This is a genomic window from Nocardia sp. NPDC047654 (genome assembly GCF_043205035.1).
Classification (GTDB): domain Bacteria; phylum Actinomycetota; class Actinomycetes; order Mycobacteriales; family Mycobacteriaceae; genus Nocardia.
Window position 1 is genome coordinate 814,984 of sequence record NZ_JBIDDF010000001.1, and the last position, 21,412, is coordinate 836,395.

Genomic DNA, 21,412 nt, shown 5'->3' on the forward strand with positions numbered 1-21,412 from the left:
CTGCCAGGTTCGGGTGGTTCTTTCATCGACGGGCCCACCGGGTGAGCATCGTGCCGTCGTCGTCCAGCAGCACGTGCGCGCGCGTCATACGGACGCGGAACTCGTGGGCGGACAGCGAGATTCGCCGCGCCGCGCCGCCGACCAGCAGTGGTGCGGTGGTCAGGCAGAGTTCGTCGACGACGTCGGCCTCCAGCAGCTCGCCGAACAGGTGCGGGCCGCCTTCGGTGAGCACACGCAGCAGGCCGCGCTCGGTGAGTACCCGCATCAGGCCGGCCGGCGTCACCGCGATGTCACCCGCTTCGATCACCTCGGCGCCCGCGTCCGCCAAGCGTTGTTTGCGGTCGGCGGGTGCGGTGACCGTCGTGATGATCAGTGGCGGCACCTGGGTATCGGTGAACAGGCGCGCGCCCGGGTCGAGCGCCGCGCTCGCCGTGACCACCGCGATCGGCGGCGGGGCGCCGTCGGGATGGCCCCCGATGCCGCGCTCGTGGAACGCGCGCCTGCGCGCCGGATCGGTACGCGCCCCGCCGTAGTTCTCCGCGCGCGCCGTGCCCGCGCCCACCACGATCACCTCCGCCAGTTCCCGCAGCAACATGAACACTGTCCGGTCGGCCGGCGTGCCCAGTCCTTCGGTGAGGTTCCCGCTGGTCGCCGCGCCGTCGATGCTGGAGACGAAATTGGCCCTGACCAAAGGCGCGTCGAGCGCGGTGGGGAAGGCGTACAACTGCGCGAGGTCGTCGGGGCCGAGTCCTGTGAGCTGGATCGCATTCTGGCTACGCTGCATGAGACCAGATCACACCACGTCTCTAGGCTTCGTTCATGCAAGAACGCCTCGTCGATCGCCACCCGGAGGTCCCGGCCGATCAGCTCGTCGCCCAGATGGTGCCTCCGCCCATGTTCGACGAGGTGAGCTTCGCCTCCTACATCCCAGACCCGAAGGAACCGAGCCAGGCGGCCGCGGTCGGCAAGGCCGAGGAGTTCGCCGGGCAGGTCGCCAAGATCAGCAAGGCCGCCAACAAGAAGAGCTTCTTCGGTAAGAAGAAGCAGGTCAGCGGCGCGGGCCTGTATCTGGACGGTGGGTTCGGTGTCGGCAAGACCCACCTGCTGGCCTCGATCTTCCACAGCTCGCCCGCGCCCAAGTCGTTCGGCACGTTCGGCGAGCTGACCAATCTGGTCGGCGCGCTCGGGTTCGCCAACGCTCTCGAGCGTCTGTCGGGCAACAGCGTGCTGTGCATCGACGAATTCGAACTCGACGATCCCGGCGACACCATGCTGGTATCCCGGTTGCTCACCGAACTGTCCGCCGCCGGCGTCTCGATCGCGGCCACGTCGAACACCTTGCCGGGTCAGCTCGGCGAAGGACGTTTCGCCGCACAGGATTTCCTGCGCGAGATCAAGAAGCTGGGCGCCATCTTCGAGGCGGTGCGCGTCGACGGGCCGGACTACCGCCACCGCGACCTGCCGCCCGCCCCGGCGCCCACCGCGCCGGAGGTGCTTGCCGAGCGGGCCGCGAGCACACCGGGCGCCACCCTCGACGAGTTCGACGCGCTGCTGAAGCACCTCAGCACGCTGCATCCGTCGAAGTACGGCGCGCTGATCTCCGGAGTGTCGTCGGTGTTCGTCTCGAACGTGCATCCGGTCACCGATCAGGCCGTGGCGCTGCGCATCGTGGTGCTGGCCGATCGGCTCTACGACGCGAGCATCCCGGTGACGGTGTCGGGTGCGAAACTCGACGAGATCTTCTCCGCAGAGATGCTCGAGGGTGGTTACCGCAAGAAGTACTTGCGCGCCATCTCGCGCCTTCTCGCGCTGTCGCGGTTCGAAGTCGCGGCCTGACGCCGACCTCGACCCTCCGACGAGAACGACGGATGCGAGCCCGAGAACCGATGATCGGAGCAGCCGAATGACCCCTGGTTTCCGTGCCCCGGTCGCGATGGCAGCCGGTCTGGCGGTCGCCTTCGGACCGGTAGCAGGCATCGCACAGGCCGACCCGCCCGCGGCCGTCGTAGCCGATCCCGCCCTGCATCTGCGGGGGGTGCAGAACGCCCGCGACATCGGCGGGTACCGCACGGTCGTCGGCCGGATCGTGCGCACCGGTCTGGTGTTTCGCACCGGGCAGCTGAACAACGCGACGCCGGAGGATCTGGCCGCGCTGAGCGATCGCCGTGTGCGCTCCGTTCACGACCTGCGCACGGTCTACGAGCGGGCGCTCGGGCCCGACCGGCTACCCGCTGGCGCGACGGCGCACTGGGCCGACGTGATCGGCCATGCTCCGCCGGAGGTCATCGCCACCACGCTCACCGGAGGCGATGGGCTGTATCGCGCGTTCATCACCGCGCCGGGCGCGAACGAGGCGTTCGCGTCGGTGCTGCGCGACATCACCGGCGCAGACGGGGCGGTGCTGTTCCACTGCACCGCGGGCAAGGATCGCACCGGCTGGACGGCGGCGGTGCTGCTCACCCTGCTCGGGGTGGATCGGGCCACCGTCACAGAGGACTTCCTGTTGTCCAACCGGTTCCGCAACGCGAGCCAGGACGATCCGCTCAACGGTGTCCAGGAGTCCTGGCTCGACGCCGCCTTCGACCAGGCGAACCAGACCTATGGCAGTTTCGACGCCTACGTCCGGAACGGACTGAGGCTCACCGACGGCGAGATCGGCGCCCTGCGGGCCCGACTGCTGGGCTGAGCGGCGTCTCGGCCGAACCTTCACTTCGGCGGTCCCGGGGCGTGGCGTGCACTACGATCCCGGCATGGCGAAGTTTGAGACATGGGACGGCCTGGAACTCAATTACCGGGTCTGGGAGGGCGAGGGCGTCCCGGTCGTGCTGCAGCACGGGGTGGTCGCGGACACCAATGCGAACTGGATGAGCACCGGCGTGGTCGGGGCCCTGCAAGCCGCCGGGCGCACCGTGGTCTCCCTGGATGCGCGGGGCCACGGTCGCTCCGGCAAGCCGCACGAGGCGGCGCGGTACTCGTGGCAGACCATGGCGCGTGACGTGCGCGCGCTCTACGACGAGCTGGGCTTCGACGAAGTCGCGCAGGTCGGATACTCGATGGGCGGAGTGATCTCGCTGATGGTGGCCGCGACCGACCGGCGGGTGCGGCGGCTGGCCGTCGGCGGCATCGGTTCGGGTGTGCTGGACTGCGGCGGCGTCGACCGCCGCGTGATCGACCTGCCCGACCTGCAGGCCGCGATGACCGGCGACGGCGCGGGCGCGTCACCGACCGCGAAGATGTTCCGGGTGCTGGCCGACGCGGTGGGGGCCGACGTGGACGCCATCCACGCCGTGGCGACGGGTCTCGACGACCGACCCATCGAGACCCTGGCGGACGTCACCGTGCCCGCACTGGTGCTGGCGGGTGCCGACGACCCGTTCGCCGCCGAACCCGAGCGCCTCGCCGCGGCGCTGCCGAACGGCGCGCTCGCCGTGGTGCCCGGCGATCACCTGATGGCGGTGATGAACCCCGCGTTCCACACCGCGCTCGTGGATTTCCTGCGCTGAGCCGGAACTAGAAGACCAGCCGCAGCACGTAGTCGTGATGCACCTGGTTGCCGACGGTGAATGTCCTGGTGCCCACCTCGGCGAAGCCGTGCTTCGCGTAGAAGCGCCGGGCGCGCGCGTTCTCCTGGTTGACGCCGAGCCAGACGCCGGGATGCCCCTCGGCGCGCGCCCAGTCCAGCGCGGCCTTCATCAGCGCGGTGGAGACCCCCGTGCCGTGGTGGCCGGGTAGCACGTACATCTTGCTGATCTCCACCATCGGGTGCAGCCTGACCGATTCCACCACCGCTGGGTCGGCCGGGTCGCCCGTGACCAGCATCGCGTATCCGACGATCTCGTCGTCCGCGACGGCTTTGAGCACGATCCTGGCCGGGTCGTTGAGGTATTCGCCGAAGCGTTCGCCCGACAGCGCTTCGCCGACGAAGACATCGATGTCGTCGGGCGTCGCCTCGGGCGGACAGGCGAGCGGAAAGGTCGCCGCCGCGACGTCGCTGAGCGCTTCCGCGTCCCACAGCCCGGCCCGGTCGACGATGACGGGGAGGTTGCTCATACCCTCCATCAGAGCACATGACCAGATGAGAATGTCATTTCATGGCCACCGCGTTCGCCCTCACGTGATCCGGTCGCTTCCGCAGGGTGTGATGCGCCCGCGGCGGTGCCGGGGCGATCGACGCCGAGATTCGTGGCGGGCGACAAGGCCGGTACCTGCACCGCTGAGCGTCACGCGGAATCCACCCGCGGCCACCCGATCAGCGCCGACGACGCCCGCCACGGCCTACCCCGCGCCGGACTCGGTGGGCTGGTCCAGCGTCTCCGGGCGGGGAGCGGTAGGCGCGCTCGCGACGCGCTGGGAGTGGAAGACGCGGGACAGGGCGATCAAAGCCACGGCGAACAGCAGCGGGATCACGAAGCCCGCGCGGTGCCCGGCACTCGCCGCGACCGCACCGACCACGCCGCCGCCCAGCAGGGTCCCCGCATAGTTGAACAGGTTGAGACGCGCGATCAGTGCGTCGAGTTCCCGCCCCGTCGCCAGTTGCCCGGCAGCGCTGAAGCACAACGGCGCGATCACGGGCAGCCCGGCACCCGCCACGAGGAAGCCCGCGATCGCGACGGCCGGACTCGGCGCGGCCACCACGAGCGCCAGGCCGAAAACCCCCATGCCCGCCGCGGTCCGCACCACCTTGCGCGGGCCGAAACGGCGCACAAGCGCATCGCCCGCGACCCTGGCGACCAGCGACGTCCCCTGATACGCCGCGAAGGCGAGTGCCGCGGTCGCCGAACCGGCGAGCAGGTCATCGGTGAGGTACAGGGCCGACCAGTTGCCCACCGCCAGGTCGACGGCGAAGACGAACGCCGCCGCGATCCCGAGTGCGAGATACGCGCGCAACGCGACGGCCGGCCCGGGTGCGGCGGTCTCGATGGGACTGGTCTCCGCGTCCCGCGCGCCGAGCAGCCTCGGCCCCAGCGCCCAGCCGAGCAGTAGCACGATCGCCGCTGCGACGAGCAGCGATTCCCGCAGCGTCACCTCCAGCGCCTCGCACCCCGAGACGAACAGCGCCCCGGCAATGGTCCCGGCGCTCCACGCGGCGTAGAACGACGACAGGATGAACGTCCCGTACCCGTGCTGGATGAACACCGCCTGCATGTTGGTGCCCGCGTCGACGATCCCCACCGCGGTCCCGTAGCAGCCGAGCGCTGCCACCAGCAGGGCCGTGTTCGGGGCGAACGCCGCCGCCGAGCCGGTGACGGCCACGAGCAGCAGCCCGATCCGCACCGCCGCGCGGCTGGACCAGCGCAGCGCCAGCCGCTCCGCCAGCACGCTGCCGCCGCCCGCCAGCAGCGAGATCAGCACCACCGAGACGGCGATCACCCCGTCCGAAAGGCCGAAATGCTCCTTCTGCTGCGGCAATTCGGTCAGCACGACGGCGAGGAAGAAGCCCTGCGAACCGAACGCGAGCGAGTTCGCGATCCGGGCGCGCCGCAGGACGGGCGCGATCGAACTCATGGGCGCAGGGTAGCCGGGCAGTGGCGACGGCGCGCGGCGACCCCGGCCGGGGCGATCGGCCACGGTGATCGGACGGCACGTCCGGGCGCGCGGCCTGGCCGCCGCCGGTGATCGGTGTCACTATCGAAGGGCCGCAACAACACTCGCGAACCGAGGGGGAACCGACCGGATGAGAGAGCTGCCCGCGGACTTCTTTCACACCCCGCATGCCTTCTACCAGCAGTTGCGCGCCGAGGGGCCGGTGCACCGGATCCGCTTGCGTACCGGCGTTCGCGCCTGGCTGGTGGTCGACTACGACGCCGCCAAGCAGGTACTGCGCCATCCCGACGTCCGCAAGGACCCGCGCACTCCGGTGGGCGCCCACGCACGGCGATCAGCCTCGGGCGACAGCGGCCTCACCGCGGTCAACCAGCGCCTGAGCCACCATCTGCTCAACGCCGACCCGCCCCGGCACTCGCGGCTGCGCAAACTCGTCACCCCGGCGTTCGCACCCGCGCGAACAGAGGCCCTGGCGGAACGGATCGTGGCGATCGCGGAGGATTTGCTCGACGCGATGGACCGCACCGCGGGCGCAGGGCCCGTCGACCTGCTCGCGGAGTACGCCTTCCCGCTGCCCATCACCGTGATCTGCGAACTGCTCGGCGTGCCGGTCGAGGACCGCGCGCGGTTCCGGGAGTGGTCGGCGGCCGTGGTGGACAGTCCCATGTCCACGCCGGAGAGTATGCGCACCGCGACCGACGCCATCGTCGACTACTTCGATGGGCTGATCGCCCGACGGCGCGCGGAGGGTCTGGGCGAGGATCTGATCTCGCAGCTGCTGCTCGTCACCGAGGAGGGGGACCGGCTCAGCCACGACGAGCTGATCTCCATGGCCTTCCTGATCCTGGTGGCCGGTCACGAGACCACGGTGAACCTGATCGGCAACAGCGTGCTGGAACTTCTGGCCGATCCGTCCCGCTATCAGGCCCTGCGCGAGGACCCAGCGGGCGTCGCACCGCTGGTGGAGGAGATGCTGCGCTACAACGGACCGGTCAATGTGGCCACCCTGCGGTACACCACCGCGCCGGTGCGGCTGGGTGACAGCGTCATCCCGGCGGGGGAGCTGGTGCTGGTCTCGGTGGCCTCGGCCAATCACGATGAACAGCACTTCACCGCGCCCGGCGCATTCGACCCGGATCGCGGCGCGAACGGTCACCTGGCCTTCGGCCACGGCATCCACTACTGCCTCGGGGCGGGTCTGGCCCGGCTCGAGGCCCGCGTCGCGCTGACCAGTCTGGTGCGGCACTATCCGCTGCTGCGGCCCGCCTTCGACGACATGGACCTGCGGTGGCGGGAGAGCATCCTGATCCGCGGGCTGCTCGAGCTTCCCGTCGTTGCGGCGAGTGCGCCCGCAGTACGCTGAAGAGCGGATTCGGTCGACCGACTTTGCTGCGCGCCGCGGGCGACGTAGTCTCCTGCGCATGACAAGCGGAAGCCGCATCGGGATCGTCGGTGCGGGTATCGCAGGTCTCGCCTGCGCGAAAGTGCTGAAACAGGAGGGTTTTCCGGTCGAGATTTTCGACCGCGCACCCGATATCGGTGGCGTGTGGAGCGCGACCCGGCGATACCCGGGACTGCAAACGCAGAACTCCAAGGACACGTATCACTTCTCCGACTTCCCCATGCCCGCCGACTACCCGCGCGTCCTCGACGGGCCGCACATGCAGGCCTATCTGGCCGCCTACGCCGAGCACTTCGGGCTGACCGAGCACCTGCGGTTGCGCACCGAAGTGGTGGCCGCCGATCCGGTGGACAGTGGCTGGTTGCTGGAAATTCGCGACGAGAGCGGAATTCATCGGGCCTCGTGCGACCACCTGGTGATCGCCAACGGCATCTTCAGCGACCCGGCGATGCCGGAGTATCGCGGCGCGGACTGGTTCCGCGCGGCGGGCGGTCGCCTGTGCCACTCCTCGGAGTTCACCGATTTGGAGTCGGTGCGCGGCAAGTCGGTCGTCGTGGTGGGTTACGGCAAGTCCGCCTGCGACATCGCCACCGCGGTCAGCGAGGTCGCGGCCTCCACCTCGGTGGTGGCCCGGCGGCTGCTGTGGAAGATGCCGCGCAAGCTGGCCCGGGTGATCGACTACGAACGGCTGATGCTGACTCGCTTCGGTGAGGCGCACTTCCATTACCTGCGGCCGCGCTGGATGGACCGATTCCTGGACGGACCAGGGGAATCGGTGCGAATCAGCAACTTCGACCTGATCCAGGAGCTGGTCACCAAGCACTCCCACCTGCGCGAACTCGGTCTGGTGCCCGGCGGGCGGTTCGAGGAGATCGCCGACAGCACCGTCGGCCTGGTGAGCGAGGGCTTCTACGAGCAGGTGGCCAACGGGCGCATCACGGTGCACCGGGACACGACGATCACCGAGATGGGCGGCGGTCCGAAGGCGGCGCCCGGGCTCCGGCTGTCCACCGGGCAGGTGCTGCAGGCCGACGTCGTGATCTGCGCGACCGGATTCCAGCAGCGCGTGCCCTTCCTCACGCCGTATATCCAGCGCAGGCTCACCGACGAGCACGGCAACTTCCGCCTGCACCGCCAGATCCTGCCGCTCGAGGTCCCGAACCTCACCTTCGCCGGCTACAACTCGTCGGTCATCAGCACGCTGAACGCCGAGGTCGCCGCGCACTGGACCGCCGCGCTGCTCACCGGCAGGCTCGATCTGCCGCCCGCCGAGAAACTCGACGAGCAGATCGACGCCCGCCTGCGCTGGATGGAGGAACGTACGCCCGGCCACCACGCACACGGCACGGCGGTCGTCCCGTTCTCCATCCAGAATATCGACGAGATGCTCGGCGACCTGAAGTTCCGTCTGCCCCTGCACACGCGTCTGGCGCAGGTGTTCCGCCGGATCAAGCCGGAGTCCTACCGGGGACTGGCCACCCGCCGCAAGCCGGGGCGGGGACCGGTGGCGCCGCCGACCACCCCGATCGAGGCGGAACTGCTTCCCTACGAGGGCGGCGGCGGCCGGGTCGGCCGCTAGGCTTCCGTTGCCCCGGCCACGCGGCGATCCGCCCTGTGGTGGGGTATGTGGCGCGCGGAGTGATCCGGCGCGCCGATCCGGTTCTATCGTGCCGACGCGGTAGGCGGCGGGCAGATCGGCGCCCCACGCGCAGCGACTGCTCCGGTCGCCGGTCAGCGGAGGGGGGTGTGCGCACAATTGCATCGACTGCCGAACTCGGGCGTCGTCCGACGAAATCGTGCCGGGGCGTCCGCCGAGTTGCGGGGCTCGGTGCGCATAGCCGTTTCCGACGTCGTCGCCCGAGCGGCCCAGAGCCGACGTGCGTAGTGCATATCCGGAGGTCGTCGGGCACATGAACACGTGGGACGGCGTTATGGCGTGCTCGATCGTGGACGATTTGACCGACGACTGTCCGGAGTTGCCGCCGGGGTGCGACTCGCCCCCGCTTGTCGCCCGCGCAATACCGGGGCCCGCTGTTTGCGTTGGCGATAATCCAAGGGTGGAAGCGCTGGACATGAATCTCCTCGTGGCCCTCGACGCACTGCTGGACACCCATAGCGTCACCCTGGCCGCGCAGCGCCTACACACCTCGCCGCCTGCGATGAGCCGGACGCTGGCCAGATTGCGCGGCGTGCTCGGCGACCCGTTGCTCGTACGCGCGGGTCGCAACCTGGTGCCGACACCACGGGCACTGGAATTGCGCTACGAGGTCAGCACGCTGGTCGAGCAGGGACGCGCACTGCTGACACCGCGCGACGACCTCGACCCCGCGGCGCTGCGCCGGACGTTCGCCGTGCAGGCGGGCGACATGGTGCTCACCGAACTGGCCGGGCCCCTGCTGTCGGCCGTACGCGCCCAGGCGCCGGGCGTCACACTGCGCTTCCTGTCCGACACCCTGGAGGGCACCGCCGCGTTGCGCGACGGACGTGTCGATCTCGAAGTCGGAGTGATCGACCACACCGACCCGGAGACCACCGTGCGCAGAGTGCTCACCGACCGCGTGATCGGCGTCGCCGCCGCCGACCATCCCCTGGTCACCGATCGCGTCACCGTCGCCGCGTACGCCGCCGCACCGCATCTGAGCATTTCGCGCAACGGCCGTTCACACGGCCCGATCGACGACCGTCTCGCCCTGCACGGCCGCACCCGGCGAGTGGTCGCCACCGTGCCGACACTGACCAGCGCGCTGTTCGCGGTGCGCGGTACCGACCTGGTCTGCTCCGCGCCCGCCATGCTGAGCGCCGCCACGCTACCGGCGATCGGATTGGGCGCCTTCGAGATACCGCTGCCGCTGCCGGAGGCCGCGATCGGGATGGCGTGGCATCCGCGCAACACCGCCGACGGAGGGCATCGCTGGCTGCGCGATCTCGTCCAGGAGATCCTGCTGCGTTCGGCGGGCGCGGCGCGTCCGCCGAAGCGGCGGCGCGTCAGAGTGGCTCAGGACACCGGCGGCGGGCTGGAGAGCCGATAGTCGGCCGGCCTGCGCACCGCTTCGGTGCGCTCGGAGGGATAGCCGTTCGAGGTCGAGTCGAACAGGTCGGAGCGTCCCAGCGGGGCCGCGGCCGTGCGCTTGAGCTCGTCCAGCATGGCTTGCAGCTTGTCCACGTGGGTGTTCTCGACCGCTGTCCGGTCGTTTTCACCGGCGCGGTGCGCACCGGTGAGTCCGGTGCCCGGTGCCGCCCCGTTCTCCGCTCCGCTGTGCTGCGTGCTCGGGGTGGACGCGACGATGCTCTCGTAGGCGGCGTTCTCGGTGGGGGAGTAGGAGGCCGTCGAGGTGGCGGGCTCGCGCGTCTCCCGCTGACCGGTACTCGGGTCGCGCGGCGCAGGCGGGGTGAAAGGCGACACGGGTTCCCGCGGTGTCGGCGTGGTGAAAGCGGGCTCACGCGAGGGCGGGGCGGTGAAGTTCGACGCCGGTTCGCGGGGTGCGGTGAAGCTCTGGCCGGAGGAGACGTTCGGATCCAGCGCGGTGAGCGTGGGCTCGCGCGGCGGTGTGAAACCCGTCTGCGCGGCGGAATTCGGTTCGGCCGCCGCGTGCACCGGCTCCCTGGGGGTGCTCTGCGGTCGCGCGCCGTTGCGGGAAACGGCCGCTTCGCCGGCATCGCTCTTTCGCGCCGCGGGTTCGGCGCCGCCGTGCTCCGCCTTACGTGCGTTCGCCCGTCCCGCGGCCGCCCGGGGAAGCGAGCCTGCCGGGCGCTGCGCCGCCGTCCGATCCTCCGGAGCCGGGTCGTCGCCGGATTCCAGGAGCTGCACCCTGGCATCGAGACCCGAGATATCCTGTGCGGCACGGAAAGCCCACGCCTCGAGTTTGGCCAACCGCCCCTCGGCGGTCGGTTCGCTCACCACGGTCTGCGCGCCATCGATCCGGGCCGCCACCGCGTCCAGCTTCTCGCTGACCTCTCGGAGAGCCGACGCGATACTCGACAACATCGCGCCGATCGACTCGCCGGTCTGCTGACCGTGCTCCATCCAGTACCTACTTCCCCGTATCGGCCCAGCTCGCACTCGGCCGGACGATTCTATCCGCCCAGTTGGACATCCGCGGCTCGCGAAGTATCGGCGGCGCACCGATCCATGACCTGATCGAAGCAGCCTAGGCCCCCGGAATTACCCCCCTGCAGGCGGATTACGCGGCGACCCGGTTTGTCCGGAAACAGGCCGACGCATCTGATCGGTCATTATCCGCCTGATCCGCGCCCTCCGCGACTCCGCGCTCCGGTCCGCCGCGGTGAGCTGCGTTACGCAGGCCGCGAGTTCGCCCGGATGCCGGGCGGCCGGCGCGTCATGGGATGGCGGCAACTGTCAATTCGCCGATACCGGACTGCCCGGTGCGGGCCCGTGGCATGATGAAAATTCTTGTGCCACAGAGAACAACGCCAATTCCGCTGATCGGTCACCCGCGCGGCACACCCGAGCGCGGGGTGAACGGGGCTGGCGAGGTAGCCGAGTCTGACGCACTCTTGATCTATGGCGTAGGTCGCCGGGCCTGCGGTGGTTTGTGCAGGGGAGTGGTCGCGTGAGAACGAAGCAGCGGGCGGAGATCGCCTGCGGGCGCCGGGCGATGCTCGCCGAGTTGGGTATCGGAGAGGCTTCCGGCCGTACGCGTGGGTCGAAAGCAGGTTACGCCTGCGGGTGCCCGGAATGCGCCGCCGCCCAGTGGGATATGCGGCGGCTCAAGTACTGGTTGTGCGGCAGGCTGCTCGCCTACGGGGCCGACGAAGCCGAGGTGGATGGGCGCATCGGCACGTTGCCGGTGGACGTGTACTGGCGCAAGGGTGACCGGGTGTACGCGATCGAGGTGCGCAGCGGCCCGCTGGAGCGGGGCCTCGCCCAGGAGCACACCGAGCGTCTGCGCGCCGCCGGCTGCACGGATGTGCTGTGGCTGTGCCCGCCCGGCTACTGGGTGCCGTACCTGCACGCTCTCGGCATCCCCGACTTCGCGCCCGCCGCCTGTGACTACCGCGCGGTCACCGGTGTGCTGGACACCGAGCACGCCATGGCGGCGCCGCGGCGGGAGCCGGTCGAACTGCGCGAGTTCATCGCGGGCTGGGTACGCGGCGAGTACGTCTGGGGTTATCGGGACGAGAGGACAGGAGGCTGGGCCACCGTGACCGACTGGGAATACCACACGAAGACGCAGGCCATGGTCATCGCCCGGCAGCGCCAGGAACTGGTCAACCAGCGCACGGCGCTGGCGGTGACTCGCAAATCATTGCGCGACAGGCAGAAACACCTGCTGAAGCTGACGACGCGACTGGAACGCGCGGAACTGGCCGCCCAGAAACAGGCCGACGCCCTCGCCACCGCTCAGCGCACGATCGCCGATCACGATCGACTCGACAAGGCGTTGCGCAACACGATCGCCAATCTCGAGGTGACCATCGGCCGCTGGCAGCTGATCACGATCTGCGCGATGCTGCTGATCGTCACGTTCCTGGCGGCGGCGATGGTGGTGCGCTGAGCCGGAAGGGCGCCCGCTCCCACCGCCATTCGTGGCGCAGCACCAGCGCGAGGAAGTCCAGCAGTTCCAGGCCGGTCTTCGCACGCACCTCGCGGAGCGCGGCCCAGTGCACGGTGCCGCGCTCGACGAGGTCGCGCAGCATCCGCTCGCTGGTCGCGTCGACGGGGCGTGCGCGCAGATCGGGAACGCCGATCCGGCTGCCGGTCCAGACCAGCCAGCCCCAGCCGTTGGCGTGCGCGTGTGCTCGACCGGCGGCGGCCTTCACCCGGTTGACGTGGAAGCCGACGTGCCCGAGCGCGGCGACGTCGATCAAGACCGTGCGGCCGTCGGTGAGCCGGGCGACGATGCTGGGATAGTGCACCCGTTCCGCGCCGTCGAGGTCGTAGACGACCGCCGCGGGTTGCTCCTGAAAAGTCTCGACCAGATCGCTGGCATTGAGGATCCAGAGCAGCCTGGCCTCCAAACCGGAGTCGAACGGCACGTCGCGACCGACCTTGTCCAGGTAGAACCGCCCGCGGCCGTCGTCGTCGCTGTCCACGGTGCGCGCGGAGACGGTGGGGACCGCGGCCGCGGCGCCTGCGCGAGGCCAATCGACCTGGCTCAACCAAGGATTCAGTTGACTCGTCGCCCGTGGCTCGGCATCGTGCAGCTTCGCCAGGCGCCGATTGGTCTTCTTCTGCCAGGCGGCGATGCGCTGAGTGACGAACCCGGCGATCCGCTTGGCGTCCTCGGCCGCGTGCCCGGCCAGCCGCAGCTTCAGGTACGACAGCTCGGTCGCGGCGATGTCGGTGTCGGTCGCGTACGTCTCCACCAGGAGCGCGCGCACCAGCTGCCGGTCCCTGGCGTCGAGCGGATAGCGCGCGGACAGGACCGCGGCGGCGTGATGGCCGGACAGTTGCGCCATCCGGATCATCTGCCCGACCGCTTTGGTGTGCAGTTGCCGCACCCGATCGCGGGAAAGGTCGTAGCGAGCGCCGATCCGGGCCAGCGTCTCCGGTTTCTCCCCACCCACCCCGAGCCGAGCCGTCAGCAGGTCACCGTCCTTGGCCTTGTGGTCGGCGCGCAAAGCGATCAGCTCGCCGAGCACCTCGTTGACCTCTTCGAGTTCGAACGAGATGTCATCTCGCAGATCGAGCGATTCGGGATCGTCGTCGTCCGGCGCCGATCCTTGCGCGACCTCCGCACTGATCGTCACGCGACAACCCCCTGACTCGGCTCCGGCACTGTGCGCCACAGCGTATCCCCACCCACCGACACCGGACCGCCGCCGCGACCAGTCGCGAACACGTTCACGCCACAACGATCGAAGCCCCGTCTTCCAGCGCCCCGCGCAGACGACCCACACGGATGGCGCATCATTCCGGCAGCGGCGCAGCGGCGCGCGGTAAGCCGGCTGGTTCAGGGGTTCGGCGCCCGCTCGGGGCATTGCCATGTCACGCCGTCGATTCGGGGGTTCTCCTCGGCGACCTTTCTGAAGGCACTTGATCGTGAGACGCTGACGAGAGAGGAGTCGGCGGGAACGATGACAGCGAATCCGTTGTCGCGGGACCATTTCGCGGGAACGAGTACCCATACGTCGCCTCGTGCGACGAGGGCGCGGAAACACTGGTAGCGGAATCTCGGAGGCTGTTGCGGTTGGGCCTCGACCAGTGTCTCCGCGATCATGTTGGTCGGCACGTCCAAGCGTTCATCCGTCACGAGGGAGACGACGGATTCCTTCGTCCAGAGATCGTGCGCAGCGGTTTGAGCGGCGTTGTCGCCGAGCCGGCTGGCGAAGGAGTTCATCACGGCGAAGAGAGCCAGCAGGCTGATCGCGATCGCCACGGTTCGGCTCACTCGTGTGGTGGGTCCCGGTTCGTGTGTTCCGGTGTCGCTCATCGAGGTGGACAGGACCCAATAGCCGGCCACGACCAGAAGACCGCCCGAACCCAGTGTGATGGGCGCGAATGCCCAGGAGACGACGGCCCACCCGGGCGTGAGCCACGGCACCACCACTCCGGTGACGCCGGTGACGACGAAAATCGCTCCGAGCCCCAGCATGACGCGGCCGACGGTGCGAATCAGGCGCGGTCGCCTGCCGCTCCGGATGAAGCGGCCTGCGTAGGCGCCTACCCACACAGCGGCGAACCACCCGACCACCAGCAGTAACAGCGGGGCGTACAGCACGCCGACACTCCCCACGACATAGTCGCTGGTCGTGAAGCCGAGAGCATCGCAATCCACACCGAAAAAGGCGAGCTTCTTGCGCGTATACACGTAGCCGAAGTAGTAGCACAGCGCCGTGATGATCGTGGTCGGCGCGACGACCGCCCCGATGACACCTACCCATCGTTGGAGCATCGCCGGAGACACCGGCGCGGCCGACTGCTCGGTCATCTCACGGAGCCGTCCGCGTGCCGCCGGGAGCGGGTGCTTGCCCGCCCGGCGCGCCCGGAGGGGGCGGCAGGGTGCCGTCAGGCGGTCTCAGCGGTGGCGGGGGTGGGCTCGTAAAACCCGGCAATGGTGGGGTGGAAGGGCGGATGTTGCCATCCGGTCCGGATGGTCGTCCTCCTGGTGCGCGGGTTCTGAATTGTTCCGCGGTGGGGAACGAATTGCCCTCCGGTACCGGCGCCTGGCGCGGCGTTGCCGCCGACCGAGACGCCGAGGCCGAATTCGTGGGGGAAATCGGCGACCCGGGTAGTGGCGCACTCGGCGTAGAAGGTGAAGATGAGGCGGTCACGGCAGGTGATGCCGACCCGGGCGGTGTTGCTGGGTCTGTAACGCTGCCTTCGCAAGCCGTGAACACGGTTACCGAAATTGCCAGTGCCGAGATGGCAGCGGCGAGCCGAGCGACTCGCGTGCGTGGTGCGCGACTACTTCGTGGTGACCGCATCGGAACTCCCTGATCCGACTACTTGAAATCAGGGAGCAGACTGCCACGGCATTGATGATTTGCTCACGAGTAGCCGACTACTTGTCTTTCGACTTGTGGAGCCCTTGTGACGGGATGTCCGACTGCGGCCGACCACGGGAAGGTGGCGTTGGGGGGCCACAACAAGAACAGGCCCGGTGAAAACCGGGCCTGACCTCGTGAGACGGTGGTGCGCGATACTGGGATTGAACCAGTGACCTCTTCCGTGTCAGTTATGGTATCGCGCTCCACTTGGGGAAATCCGAACAACTCCGATCAAATCTAAATCGCACTCTACCAGTGCAAATGGAAGTTTCGAGCAACTCCGGGCTATAGCGAAAAACTCCGGCGAAACTCTGCGTGTGTGTGCTGTGTGTGTACGCGGACCGGGCACCGCATTACCCGCTGACCGGGTTCATGTCCGGGTCGACGCGACGCAGTGCGGAAGCCAGCCACTCGGTTCGCCGGTGCTCGGCGGGCATCTCGGCCAGACCGTCCGATGCTTCCTGGATCGCGTTGGCCGTGTCGCCCAGCAAGGACAGGACGCCCCCGCGCTGCACGCCGCCGAATCCGGGTGTCCACCAGTACATGGCTTCCGGCGGTTCGATACCGTCCGCCGCGTCTGTCGCCGCGTCGGCCTCGGAGAGTGCACGCAGCGCTTCGCCTGCCTCCCCCCGCGCGGCCAGTAGTTCGGCCCTGCGCATCCGCGCGTAGGCGACCAGGACCGGGTGAGCGCCACGTACCGCCAGCGCGGCGTCCGACAGGGCGATCACCTCGCCATAGTCCCCGGTCGCGCTCCACGCCACGTATCCGGCGAAACCGAGACTGTGGACGAGTCGGTCCGGGTCGCGGGATTCCGCTGCCAGGTCCACCGCCGTGGTCAGGCTGCGCCGCGCGGCGGTGTCGGCCCCCACTGCGTGTTCGAGCCAACCCCGGTACTGCGTGATCTCGGAGGCGAGCGCCGCCGCCTCGGTGCGGGCTGTGCGTGCTTCGCGTGCAAAATGCTCGGACATGGCGGACATGCCGCGTACCGCCGGAAGCACCGCCAGGGCACCGGCCGCGTCCTCGATCCGGCGGGTAGACGAAAGCATCATGGCGACGTCGGCGAGGGCGCTGACGTCCACGCTCGCCGCCGACCTGGCGGCGGTGGTCAGTCGGCCTAGGTCCGTTGTCCCCAAGACCCGTTCGTAGGCGGCGGTCACTCCGGCGGGCACGGGACGCTGCCCGGTCTCGATCGCCGACAGATAGGTCTTGCTGTAGAACGACCGTTCCGCCATCGCGCGCAGAGAGATACCGGCCGCTTCACGAGCGGCACGCATGAGCGCCCCGGTTTCCACCACACAAGCGTAACGGGGGTGTGGACACCTGCGGACGTCGAAAACGTAGGTGCGCGAACCCTTCACGCATAGCGTCGTTTTAGCCCCGCCGCCGGGTGGACACCGCCGGATGTCGACGATGTTGCCCCGGCGCGCGTCCCCGGCGGCGGGTGCCTACCAACGACAGGGGACAGAAGGCAGGGGAATGGACGCGCTCGGATGGATAGACCCGTGTTCGCCGACATTGGAATGGGACACTGCGCAGGTGCGCAGATTGGCGCGGCGGTTGGGATACCCGCTGCGGTTTGCCGATCCGACCTCCGTGCTCGGTCTGGTCGAACAAGTCGAGTCCTCGGGGGCCGAGGTGGTCTTGCTCTCGTCCTCGGCGCATGTGGACGCGGTCACGCTGGACCGGTTGATGTCGGTTGTCGACGTCGAATGCGCTACGCCTCGTGCGTCTTTCGGCCGCTGGCCTGCACTGGGCGGGGTGCGCCGATGAGCGCGACGCAAGGCGCTCTCGTGTTCGTGATCGCGCTACCGCTGGCGGTCATCGTCGCAATGATCTTTTGGCCGTCCGACTACGACGACTGAAGTAGCGACGGCGGCACATTGACGGACCCGTTACGCGCTCGCGCGCTTCTGTTCGAGAATCCAGGCGTCGACGTCGCATTCGTCGTAGAAACGGCGGCGGCCGATCTTGAACGAGCGCGGGCCACGTCCCTCTCCCCGCCAATTGATCAGCGTTTGCGGGTGTACGCGCAGGCGGGCAGCGGTCTCGGCGGGGGTCAGAAGAGCGTGAGTCGGCGCTGACATCTCGTGTGCTCCGTTGGATCGAAGGGTGGTTGGCTGGCTGGACGATGCCCACGGTGCGGGTCCGGGCCTACAGCACTCGGCACAATGGCGTGTGGACGCAGTATGCCTAGATTCCATTGTTATGCGGCGGACCCGGTTGGCCACCGCTTTTCATTTTCGCGAGCTTTCCAAGACGCGTACGCCTCCCGCGCGCGTTTATCTCCCCACCCCAGGCGAGTCCTAGCCTCCCGTGCGGAACTGGCCGGTGGATTCAACGCAGCGACAGCATCGACGTCGCCTGCGGCAACAGCAACCTGTTTGGCTATTCGTTCGCTGTTGTCCGGTGCTTGGATTTCGGCCCGTATAGCATCCTCATCTGGAAGCAACACGAACTTTCCTGCATAGGGTTCCTGGTCATCGACGGGGCAATTCGCGCGTAGCCCGCCGTGGCGATCCTTATTGATGGTTAGGCGCGCACTGCCGCCCCGCCCCGGGGTAAATGGCGCGTCGACCTTTACCCGTAATGAAATTCCGCCAACAGCGCGTTTCTTCGCCGCTGTGCCTCCCGCGCCGTACGAACGGGATGCCTCGCCTTTCGCCAAATGGTCAATGGCAACGACACACGCATCGGTTCTTATCAACGGTTTGATGACTCGTCGATGGCAGATCGTGAACTCGTCAGCTGAATTACTGCTGCCACCGAACATGGGGATCAGTTGGCCCAAGCTGTCGAGAATCACCAGCGTCGGCCTCCGGTCGGCCATGTCATCGATCACGGTGAGGAGTTCCGCCGAGTCTTCCGGTTCGATGTATAGGAATCGGTCGTGATCAGTGACCACCTCCGGATCGGCGCCCATCGCAATCAACCGGCGCAACGTCGGTTCAGGTCCGTTGTCGTCCAGGTCGAGGCGCAACACCCGCCCTCCAACTGCCAGTTCCTGAACGGTCGCATAGTCGGTGAGGAGTGTCTTGCCAGATTCGGGATCGCCGAACACGACGTTGTACTGCGCGCGGTAGAACAATCCGATGCCGTCGTTTCGGCGGCAGACCGTAGGCGCGGGTGATTTGGGAAGCGTGCCGTTCAAGAGCGCGGCCATGTCGACGTACCGAGGTTTCGCCTTCCCCTTCGTATCGGGACGCCGCTCTTGGCGACTGGTGGCGGTGAGTTGCTGGTATGGACCACGTGACTCTGAGAAACCTTCTGTGCTGCGGGTTTCTTCGCCGGGTTGCAACCCATCGGTAGGGAAGTGTTGCAACTCCTCTGGTGCGCTCGAATCGGTGGCGCGCGCATCGGATTCCATTGCCAATGGTTCGGAGTTATTGCGGCGCTTCTGCTGCCGTTCCCAGACGGTGAACTGCTCAAGTTGCCGCTCGCAGTTTTTGCAGCCGGGTTGATAGGACTGGTGACGGCCACAATTGATGGCTGGAGTGTAGTCGGGCTCGCCCATGGTGGTTCTTGCCTTTCGATTCGCGGCAGCGATGGCCGCGATGCGGAGTGATGCGGATTGCGGTCCGGTGGGAGTCTCAAACCCACACATGAATTCGTTCCCGGTAAGTCGGGTTGTTCGCTCTACGAGGCAGGAGCGGGGCAACGTCCGATCTGTGGGTAGTGCAGACCTTTCTGCGTGTGGCCCAGACAACAAAAATCCGGTGCTGTAATTCGAGTTCCGGGGTGGGTGAGCCATTCGGCGGCCGGTTGCGCTTCCACGCCTGTCTGTCTCCCATCGCGCTCGTTAGAACGCTTGTGCACTGAATGCAAATCATCGTGGCACACCCGCGCAACTTCCGATTCGGCAAAACCGCAGGTCAGCAAAGCCTTGCTCGAAAACCGCCACGAAGTGTGACGCATTTAACTACTACCTGGGCGTGCGTGGCATGGTGCCTGTTGGTGGAGTGTGGTATGTGAAGCGCGCGAGCCCTCCTGACCTGCGGGAATGGAATCATGTTGCGGTGTGATCGAGCCCGAAACCGCTCGGTTGGACTAGCTGATTGTCAATTTCGTCAGATTCGCGAAAACGGCCAGGAGGAGCGCGGAAGCGTGAGAACTGGAGCGGCGAGAGGCGACACCGGCCGCTGTCATGGGCATCTGGTAGCGAGTGGGGTTACCGATCATTGCTGCGTTCGTCTTGCCGTCTTCGCCGACCTTGTGTGTGCTCACGTAAGAGGTCATTGGATAGAGTAGGTGTGTGAGTACCTCTGAGACATCCCGCAAGCCCCGCCGCAGGCCGGGCAACGTAACCCTGTTCGACGCGCACTACATCGACTTCCGCCGTCGCGAGAAGCGTCCGAGTGGATGGAAGGTCGGCCCTGACGGAGAGGAGGTGCCTAAGGGCCGCCGGTGGCAGGTGCGCTACGTCGACCAAGATGGTAAGCAGCGGTTTCCCGCATTCGAGACCAAGGCCGAGGCAACTGCCGAACGTGACCGCATCGCCTCTGAACTGCACACCGGTACCTACATCGACAAGCGCAAGTCGGCCGCGCTGTTCTCCGAAATGGCCGACACGTGGACGGCGTCGCTCATCCGCAAGGCGCAGTCCACCCGCGAGAACTACGGGAGTGTTCTACGCAACCACGTGTTGCCTTATTGGGGGAGTAGGGAATTGGGCAGCATTACGCACGGCGATGTCGTGAAGTGGGTAGGCGACATCACGCCGAAGATGGCGCCCGCGACGGTGCACCGCTGCTACCAGGTACTCGCCGGAGTATTGCACTTGGCGGTGCGCGACGGCCGGATACGCGCGAACCCTGCTCGCGACGTGGAGTTGCCGAAGATCGACGGAGAGGAAAAGCGCTACCTCGATCATGCCGAGGTTGCGCGCTTGGCCGCCGCCGCCGACTACCTCTACAGCCTTCGAACGAACCGGAAGCGGGTCGGGCGGGACCGGTCGGCCGAACTCGCCGTTGAGCACGACGACGGCGGGGTGCCGATCATCCCGGCCGCTGCGCCGTCGCCGGATGGACTCGCAATCTGGTTCATGGCCTACACCGGTCTGCGCATAGGCGAGTTCTCCGCGCTGCGGGCCAAGAACCTCGATCTCGACGGCCTGCACGTCCGGGTGTTCGAGGCATACACCGACGTCAAGGGAAAGCTGGTGCTCGGGCTGCCCAAGGGCGACAAGAAACGCACTCTGGACCTGGTGCCCGATCTGGTCGACGAACTGCGGGCACACGTGAAGGGCAAGGCCGCCGACGCGCTGGTATTCACCGCTGCCACTGGCGGGCCGATCCGGCGCACCAACTGGAACAAGCGGGTGTTGCACCCCGCCGCCAAGCTCGCCGGGCTGTACATCGCCGACGACGGCGAAACCGAACTCACCGCGCACGACTTGCGCCATACCTTCGCGAGCCTGTGCGCGTCGGCGGGCATCTCGTCGCGGTACATCGCCGAGTGGATGGGCCACGCATCCACGGCGATCACGGAATCGGTCTATATCGACCTGTTCCCGAAGGACCTCAAGGCGCACGCCGCGCTACTCGGTGCGGCTATGTCGAATGGCTCGAAGTAGCTCCGAGTTGCGCCCGCTAGCCCGGAGTTACTCAACCTCGTGTGTGCTGAGTGTGTGTTCGGAGGCTGAAAAGCAGGAGAGGCACCTTCCGAGTTTCCTCAGAAAGTGCCTCTGACCTGGTACTACGGTGGTGCGCGATACTGGGATTGAACCAGTGACCTCTTCCGTGTCAGGGAAGCGCTCTCCCGCTGAGCTAATCGCGCGAGGTGGAGACGGGAATCGAACCCGTGTGCACGGCTTTGCAGGCCGTTGCCTCACCACTCGGCCACTCCACCGCGCAAAGGGGGACGGCGTTATGTTGCCTGGCCCTACCTCTCGAGCGGATGACGGGATTCGAACCCGCGACCCTCACCTTGGCAAGGTGATGCGCTACCAGCTGCGCTACATCCGCATTCTGCCTCCCCGGGGCTCGTTTCCGGCCTCCGTGGTGCGAGACAGAACATTAG

At 67.7% G+C, this 21,412-nt stretch carries 19 protein-coding genes and 3 tRNA genes; 10 read left to right on the top strand and 12 right to left on the bottom strand.

Annotated features, from left to right (window positions below):
* Positions 1-22: 22 nt before the first annotated feature.
* Positions 23-784: a pyrimidine reductase family protein gene (locus ACGF7Y_RS03895; protein ID WP_393228872.1), complete on the bottom strand. Its 762-nt coding sequence runs from the start codon at positions 782-784 to the stop codon at positions 23-25.
* 35 nt (positions 785-819) lie between these two features.
* Between ACGF7Y_RS03895 and zapE the strand changes: the two genes are divergently transcribed.
* The 3 genes from zapE (at position 820) to ACGF7Y_RS03910 (ending at position 3,503) form a co-directional block, all read left to right on the top strand.
* Complete coding sequence (zapE, locus tag ACGF7Y_RS03900; protein WP_357115782.1) at positions 820-1,836, top strand: cell division protein ZapE; 1,017 nt, start codon at positions 820-822, stop codon at positions 1,834-1,836.
* A 67-nt stretch (positions 1,837-1,903) separates the two neighbouring features.
* Positions 1,904-2,686, top strand: coding sequence for a tyrosine-protein phosphatase (locus tag ACGF7Y_RS03905; RefSeq protein ID WP_393228874.1), 783 nt, complete (start codon positions 1,904-1,906; stop codon positions 2,684-2,686).
* Positions 2,687-2,750: 64 nt separating this feature from the next.
* Entirely contained in the window at positions 2,751-3,503 is a 753-nt protein-coding gene (locus ACGF7Y_RS03910) for an alpha/beta fold hydrolase (protein ID WP_393228876.1), read from the top strand.
* 7 nt (positions 3,504-3,510) lie between these two features.
* Here the strand turns inward: ACGF7Y_RS03910 and ACGF7Y_RS03915 are convergent, their stop codons facing one another.
* Together ACGF7Y_RS03915 and ACGF7Y_RS03920 are read right to left on the bottom strand one after the other, a co-directional pair.
* A complete protein-coding gene (locus ACGF7Y_RS03915) occupies positions 3,511-4,050 on the bottom strand; it encodes a GNAT family N-acetyltransferase (protein ID WP_393228878.1) in 540 nt (179 codons plus the stop codon).
* Positions 4,051-4,275: 225 nt separating this feature from the next.
* Positions 4,276-5,505: an MFS transporter gene (locus ACGF7Y_RS03920; RefSeq protein WP_393228880.1), complete on the bottom strand. Its 1,230-nt coding sequence runs from the start codon at positions 5,503-5,505 to the stop codon at positions 4,276-4,278.
* A 169-nt stretch (positions 5,506-5,674) separates the two neighbouring features.
* On the opposite strand from ACGF7Y_RS03920, the gene ACGF7Y_RS03925 reads away from it, so the two are divergent.
* The 3 genes from ACGF7Y_RS03925 (at position 5,675) to ACGF7Y_RS03935 (ending at position 9,975) form a co-directional block, all read left to right on the top strand.
* Positions 5,675-6,907 (top strand): cytochrome P450, encoded by a 1,233-nt coding sequence (locus ACGF7Y_RS03925; protein ID WP_393228883.1) that lies wholly within the window; start codon positions 5,675-5,677, stop codon positions 6,905-6,907.
* Between the two features lie 58 nt (positions 6,908-6,965).
* Positions 6,966-8,525, top strand: coding sequence for a flavin-containing monooxygenase (locus tag ACGF7Y_RS03930; RefSeq protein WP_393228885.1), 1,560 nt, complete (start codon positions 6,966-6,968; stop codon positions 8,523-8,525).
* Between the two features lie 478 nt (positions 8,526-9,003).
* Positions 9,004-9,975, top strand: a complete 972-nt coding sequence (locus ACGF7Y_RS03935) for a LysR family transcriptional regulator (protein ID WP_393228887.1) — start codon at positions 9,004-9,006, stop codon at positions 9,973-9,975.
* Here ACGF7Y_RS03935 and ACGF7Y_RS03940 read toward each other — a convergent pair.
* Entirely contained in the window at positions 9,942-10,970 is a 1,029-nt protein-coding gene (locus tag ACGF7Y_RS03940; protein WP_393228889.1) for a hypothetical protein, read from the bottom strand. The genes ACGF7Y_RS03935 and ACGF7Y_RS03940 overlap by 34 nt on opposite strands.
* 547 nt (positions 10,971-11,517) lie before the next feature.
* Here ACGF7Y_RS03940 and ACGF7Y_RS03945 point away from each other — a divergent pair.
* The gene (locus tag ACGF7Y_RS03945) at positions 11,518-12,462 is read left to right on the top strand and encodes a hypothetical protein (RefSeq protein WP_393228892.1); all 945 of its coding nucleotides are present in this window, start codon (positions 11,518-11,520) and stop codon (positions 12,460-12,462) included.
* Here the strand turns inward: ACGF7Y_RS03945 and ACGF7Y_RS03950 are convergent.
* Complete coding sequence (locus ACGF7Y_RS03950) at positions 12,428-13,657, bottom strand: sigma factor-like helix-turn-helix DNA-binding protein (protein ID WP_393228894.1); 1,230 nt, start codon at positions 13,655-13,657, stop codon at positions 12,428-12,430. The genes ACGF7Y_RS03945 and ACGF7Y_RS03950 overlap by 35 nt on opposite strands.
* Positions 13,658-13,860: 203 nt before the next feature.
* On the bottom strand, positions 13,861-14,838 hold the full coding sequence (locus tag ACGF7Y_RS03955) for a hypothetical protein (protein WP_393228897.1): 978 nt from the start codon (positions 14,836-14,838) through the stop codon (positions 13,861-13,863).
* 203 nt (positions 14,839-15,041) lie between these two features.
* Here ACGF7Y_RS03955 and ACGF7Y_RS03960 point away from each other — a divergent pair, with 203 nt between their 5' ends.
* Positions 15,042-15,347: a hypothetical protein gene (locus ACGF7Y_RS03960; protein ID WP_393228900.1), complete on the top strand. Its 306-nt coding sequence runs from the start codon at positions 15,042-15,044 to the stop codon at positions 15,345-15,347.
* Between the two features lie 403 nt (positions 15,348-15,750).
* Here ACGF7Y_RS03960 and ACGF7Y_RS03965 read toward each other — a convergent pair whose 3' ends face one another.
* Positions 15,751-16,689 (bottom strand): helix-turn-helix domain-containing protein, encoded by a 939-nt coding sequence (locus ACGF7Y_RS03965; RefSeq protein ID WP_393228903.1) that lies wholly within the window; start codon positions 16,687-16,689, stop codon positions 15,751-15,753.
* Between the two features lie 244 nt (positions 16,690-16,933).
* Here ACGF7Y_RS03965 and ACGF7Y_RS03970 point away from each other — a divergent pair, with 244 nt between their 5' ends.
* Positions 16,934-17,167, top strand: a complete 234-nt coding sequence (locus tag ACGF7Y_RS03970) for a hypothetical protein (protein WP_393228906.1) — start codon at positions 16,934-16,936, stop codon at positions 17,165-17,167.
* A gap of 122 nt (positions 17,168-17,289) precedes the next feature.
* On the opposite strand, the gene ACGF7Y_RS03975 is transcribed toward ACGF7Y_RS03970, so the two are convergent.
* Both ACGF7Y_RS03975 and ACGF7Y_RS03980 read right to left on the bottom strand, forming a co-directional pair.
* Positions 17,290-17,481: a helix-turn-helix transcriptional regulator gene (locus ACGF7Y_RS03975; protein ID WP_393228909.1), complete on the bottom strand. Its 192-nt coding sequence runs from the start codon at positions 17,479-17,481 to the stop codon at positions 17,290-17,292.
* A 119-nt stretch (positions 17,482-17,600) separates the two neighbouring features.
* On the bottom strand, positions 17,601-18,908 hold the full coding sequence (locus tag ACGF7Y_RS03980; RefSeq protein WP_393228912.1) for an AAA family ATPase: 1,308 nt from the start codon (positions 18,906-18,908) through the stop codon (positions 17,601-17,603).
* A 738-nt stretch (positions 18,909-19,646) separates the two neighbouring features.
* Between ACGF7Y_RS03980 and ACGF7Y_RS03985 the strand changes: the two genes are divergently transcribed.
* On the top strand, positions 19,647-20,966 hold the full coding sequence (locus tag ACGF7Y_RS03985; RefSeq protein WP_393228915.1) for a tyrosine-type recombinase/integrase: 1,320 nt from the start codon (positions 19,647-19,649) through the stop codon (positions 20,964-20,966).
* A 128-nt stretch (positions 20,967-21,094) separates the two neighbouring features.
* Here the strand turns inward: ACGF7Y_RS03985 and ACGF7Y_RS03990 are convergent.
* From ACGF7Y_RS03990 to ACGF7Y_RS04000, 3 genes are all read right to left on the bottom strand, one after another.
* Positions 21,095-21,169, bottom strand: a tRNA-Val gene (locus ACGF7Y_RS03990).
* A gap of 1 nt (position 21,170) precedes the next feature.
* A tRNA-Cys gene (locus tag ACGF7Y_RS03995) sits at positions 21,171-21,241 on the bottom strand.
* Positions 21,242-21,284: 43 nt separating this feature from the next.
* Positions 21,285-21,357: transfer RNA gene (locus ACGF7Y_RS04000), tRNA-Gly, on the bottom strand.
* Between the last annotated feature and the right edge of the window lie 55 nt (positions 21,358-21,412).

Coding starts and splice junctions, on each gene's coding strand:
- ACGF7Y_RS03895 (WP_393228872.1), bottom strand. CDS start 784: ATGCAGCGTAGCCAGAATGCGATCCAGCTCACAGGACTCGGCCCCGAC.
- zapE (WP_357115782.1), top strand. CDS start 820: ATGCAAGAACGCCTCGTCGATCGCCACCCGGAGGTCCCGGCCGATCAG.
- ACGF7Y_RS03905 (WP_393228874.1), top strand. CDS start 1,904: ATGACCCCTGGTTTCCGTGCCCCGGTCGCGATGGCAGCCGGTCTGGCG.
- ACGF7Y_RS03910 (WP_393228876.1), top strand. CDS start 2,751: ATGGCGAAGTTTGAGACATGGGACGGCCTGGAACTCAATTACCGGGTC.
- ACGF7Y_RS03915 (WP_393228878.1), bottom strand. CDS start 4,050: ATGAGCAACCTCCCCGTCATCGTCGACCGGGCCGGGCTGTGGGACGCG.
- ACGF7Y_RS03920 (WP_393228880.1), bottom strand. CDS start 5,505: ATGAGTTCGATCGCGCCCGTCCTGCGGCGCGCCCGGATCGCGAACTCG.
- ACGF7Y_RS03925 (WP_393228883.1), top strand. CDS start 5,675: ATGAGAGAGCTGCCCGCGGACTTCTTTCACACCCCGCATGCCTTCTAC.
- ACGF7Y_RS03930 (WP_393228885.1), top strand. CDS start 6,966: ATGACAAGCGGAAGCCGCATCGGGATCGTCGGTGCGGGTATCGCAGGT.
- ACGF7Y_RS03940 (WP_393228889.1), bottom strand. CDS start 10,970: ATGGAGCACGGTCAGCAGACCGGCGAGTCGATCGGCGCGATGTTGTCG.
- ACGF7Y_RS03955 (WP_393228897.1), bottom strand. CDS start 14,838: ATGACCGAGCAGTCGGCCGCGCCGGTGTCTCCGGCGATGCTCCAACGA.
- ACGF7Y_RS03975 (WP_393228909.1), bottom strand. CDS start 17,481: ATGTCAGCGCCGACTCACGCTCTTCTGACCCCCGCCGAGACCGCTGCC.
- ACGF7Y_RS03980 (WP_393228912.1), bottom strand. CDS start 18,908: ATGGGCGAGCCCGACTACACTCCAGCCATCAATTGTGGCCGTCACCAG.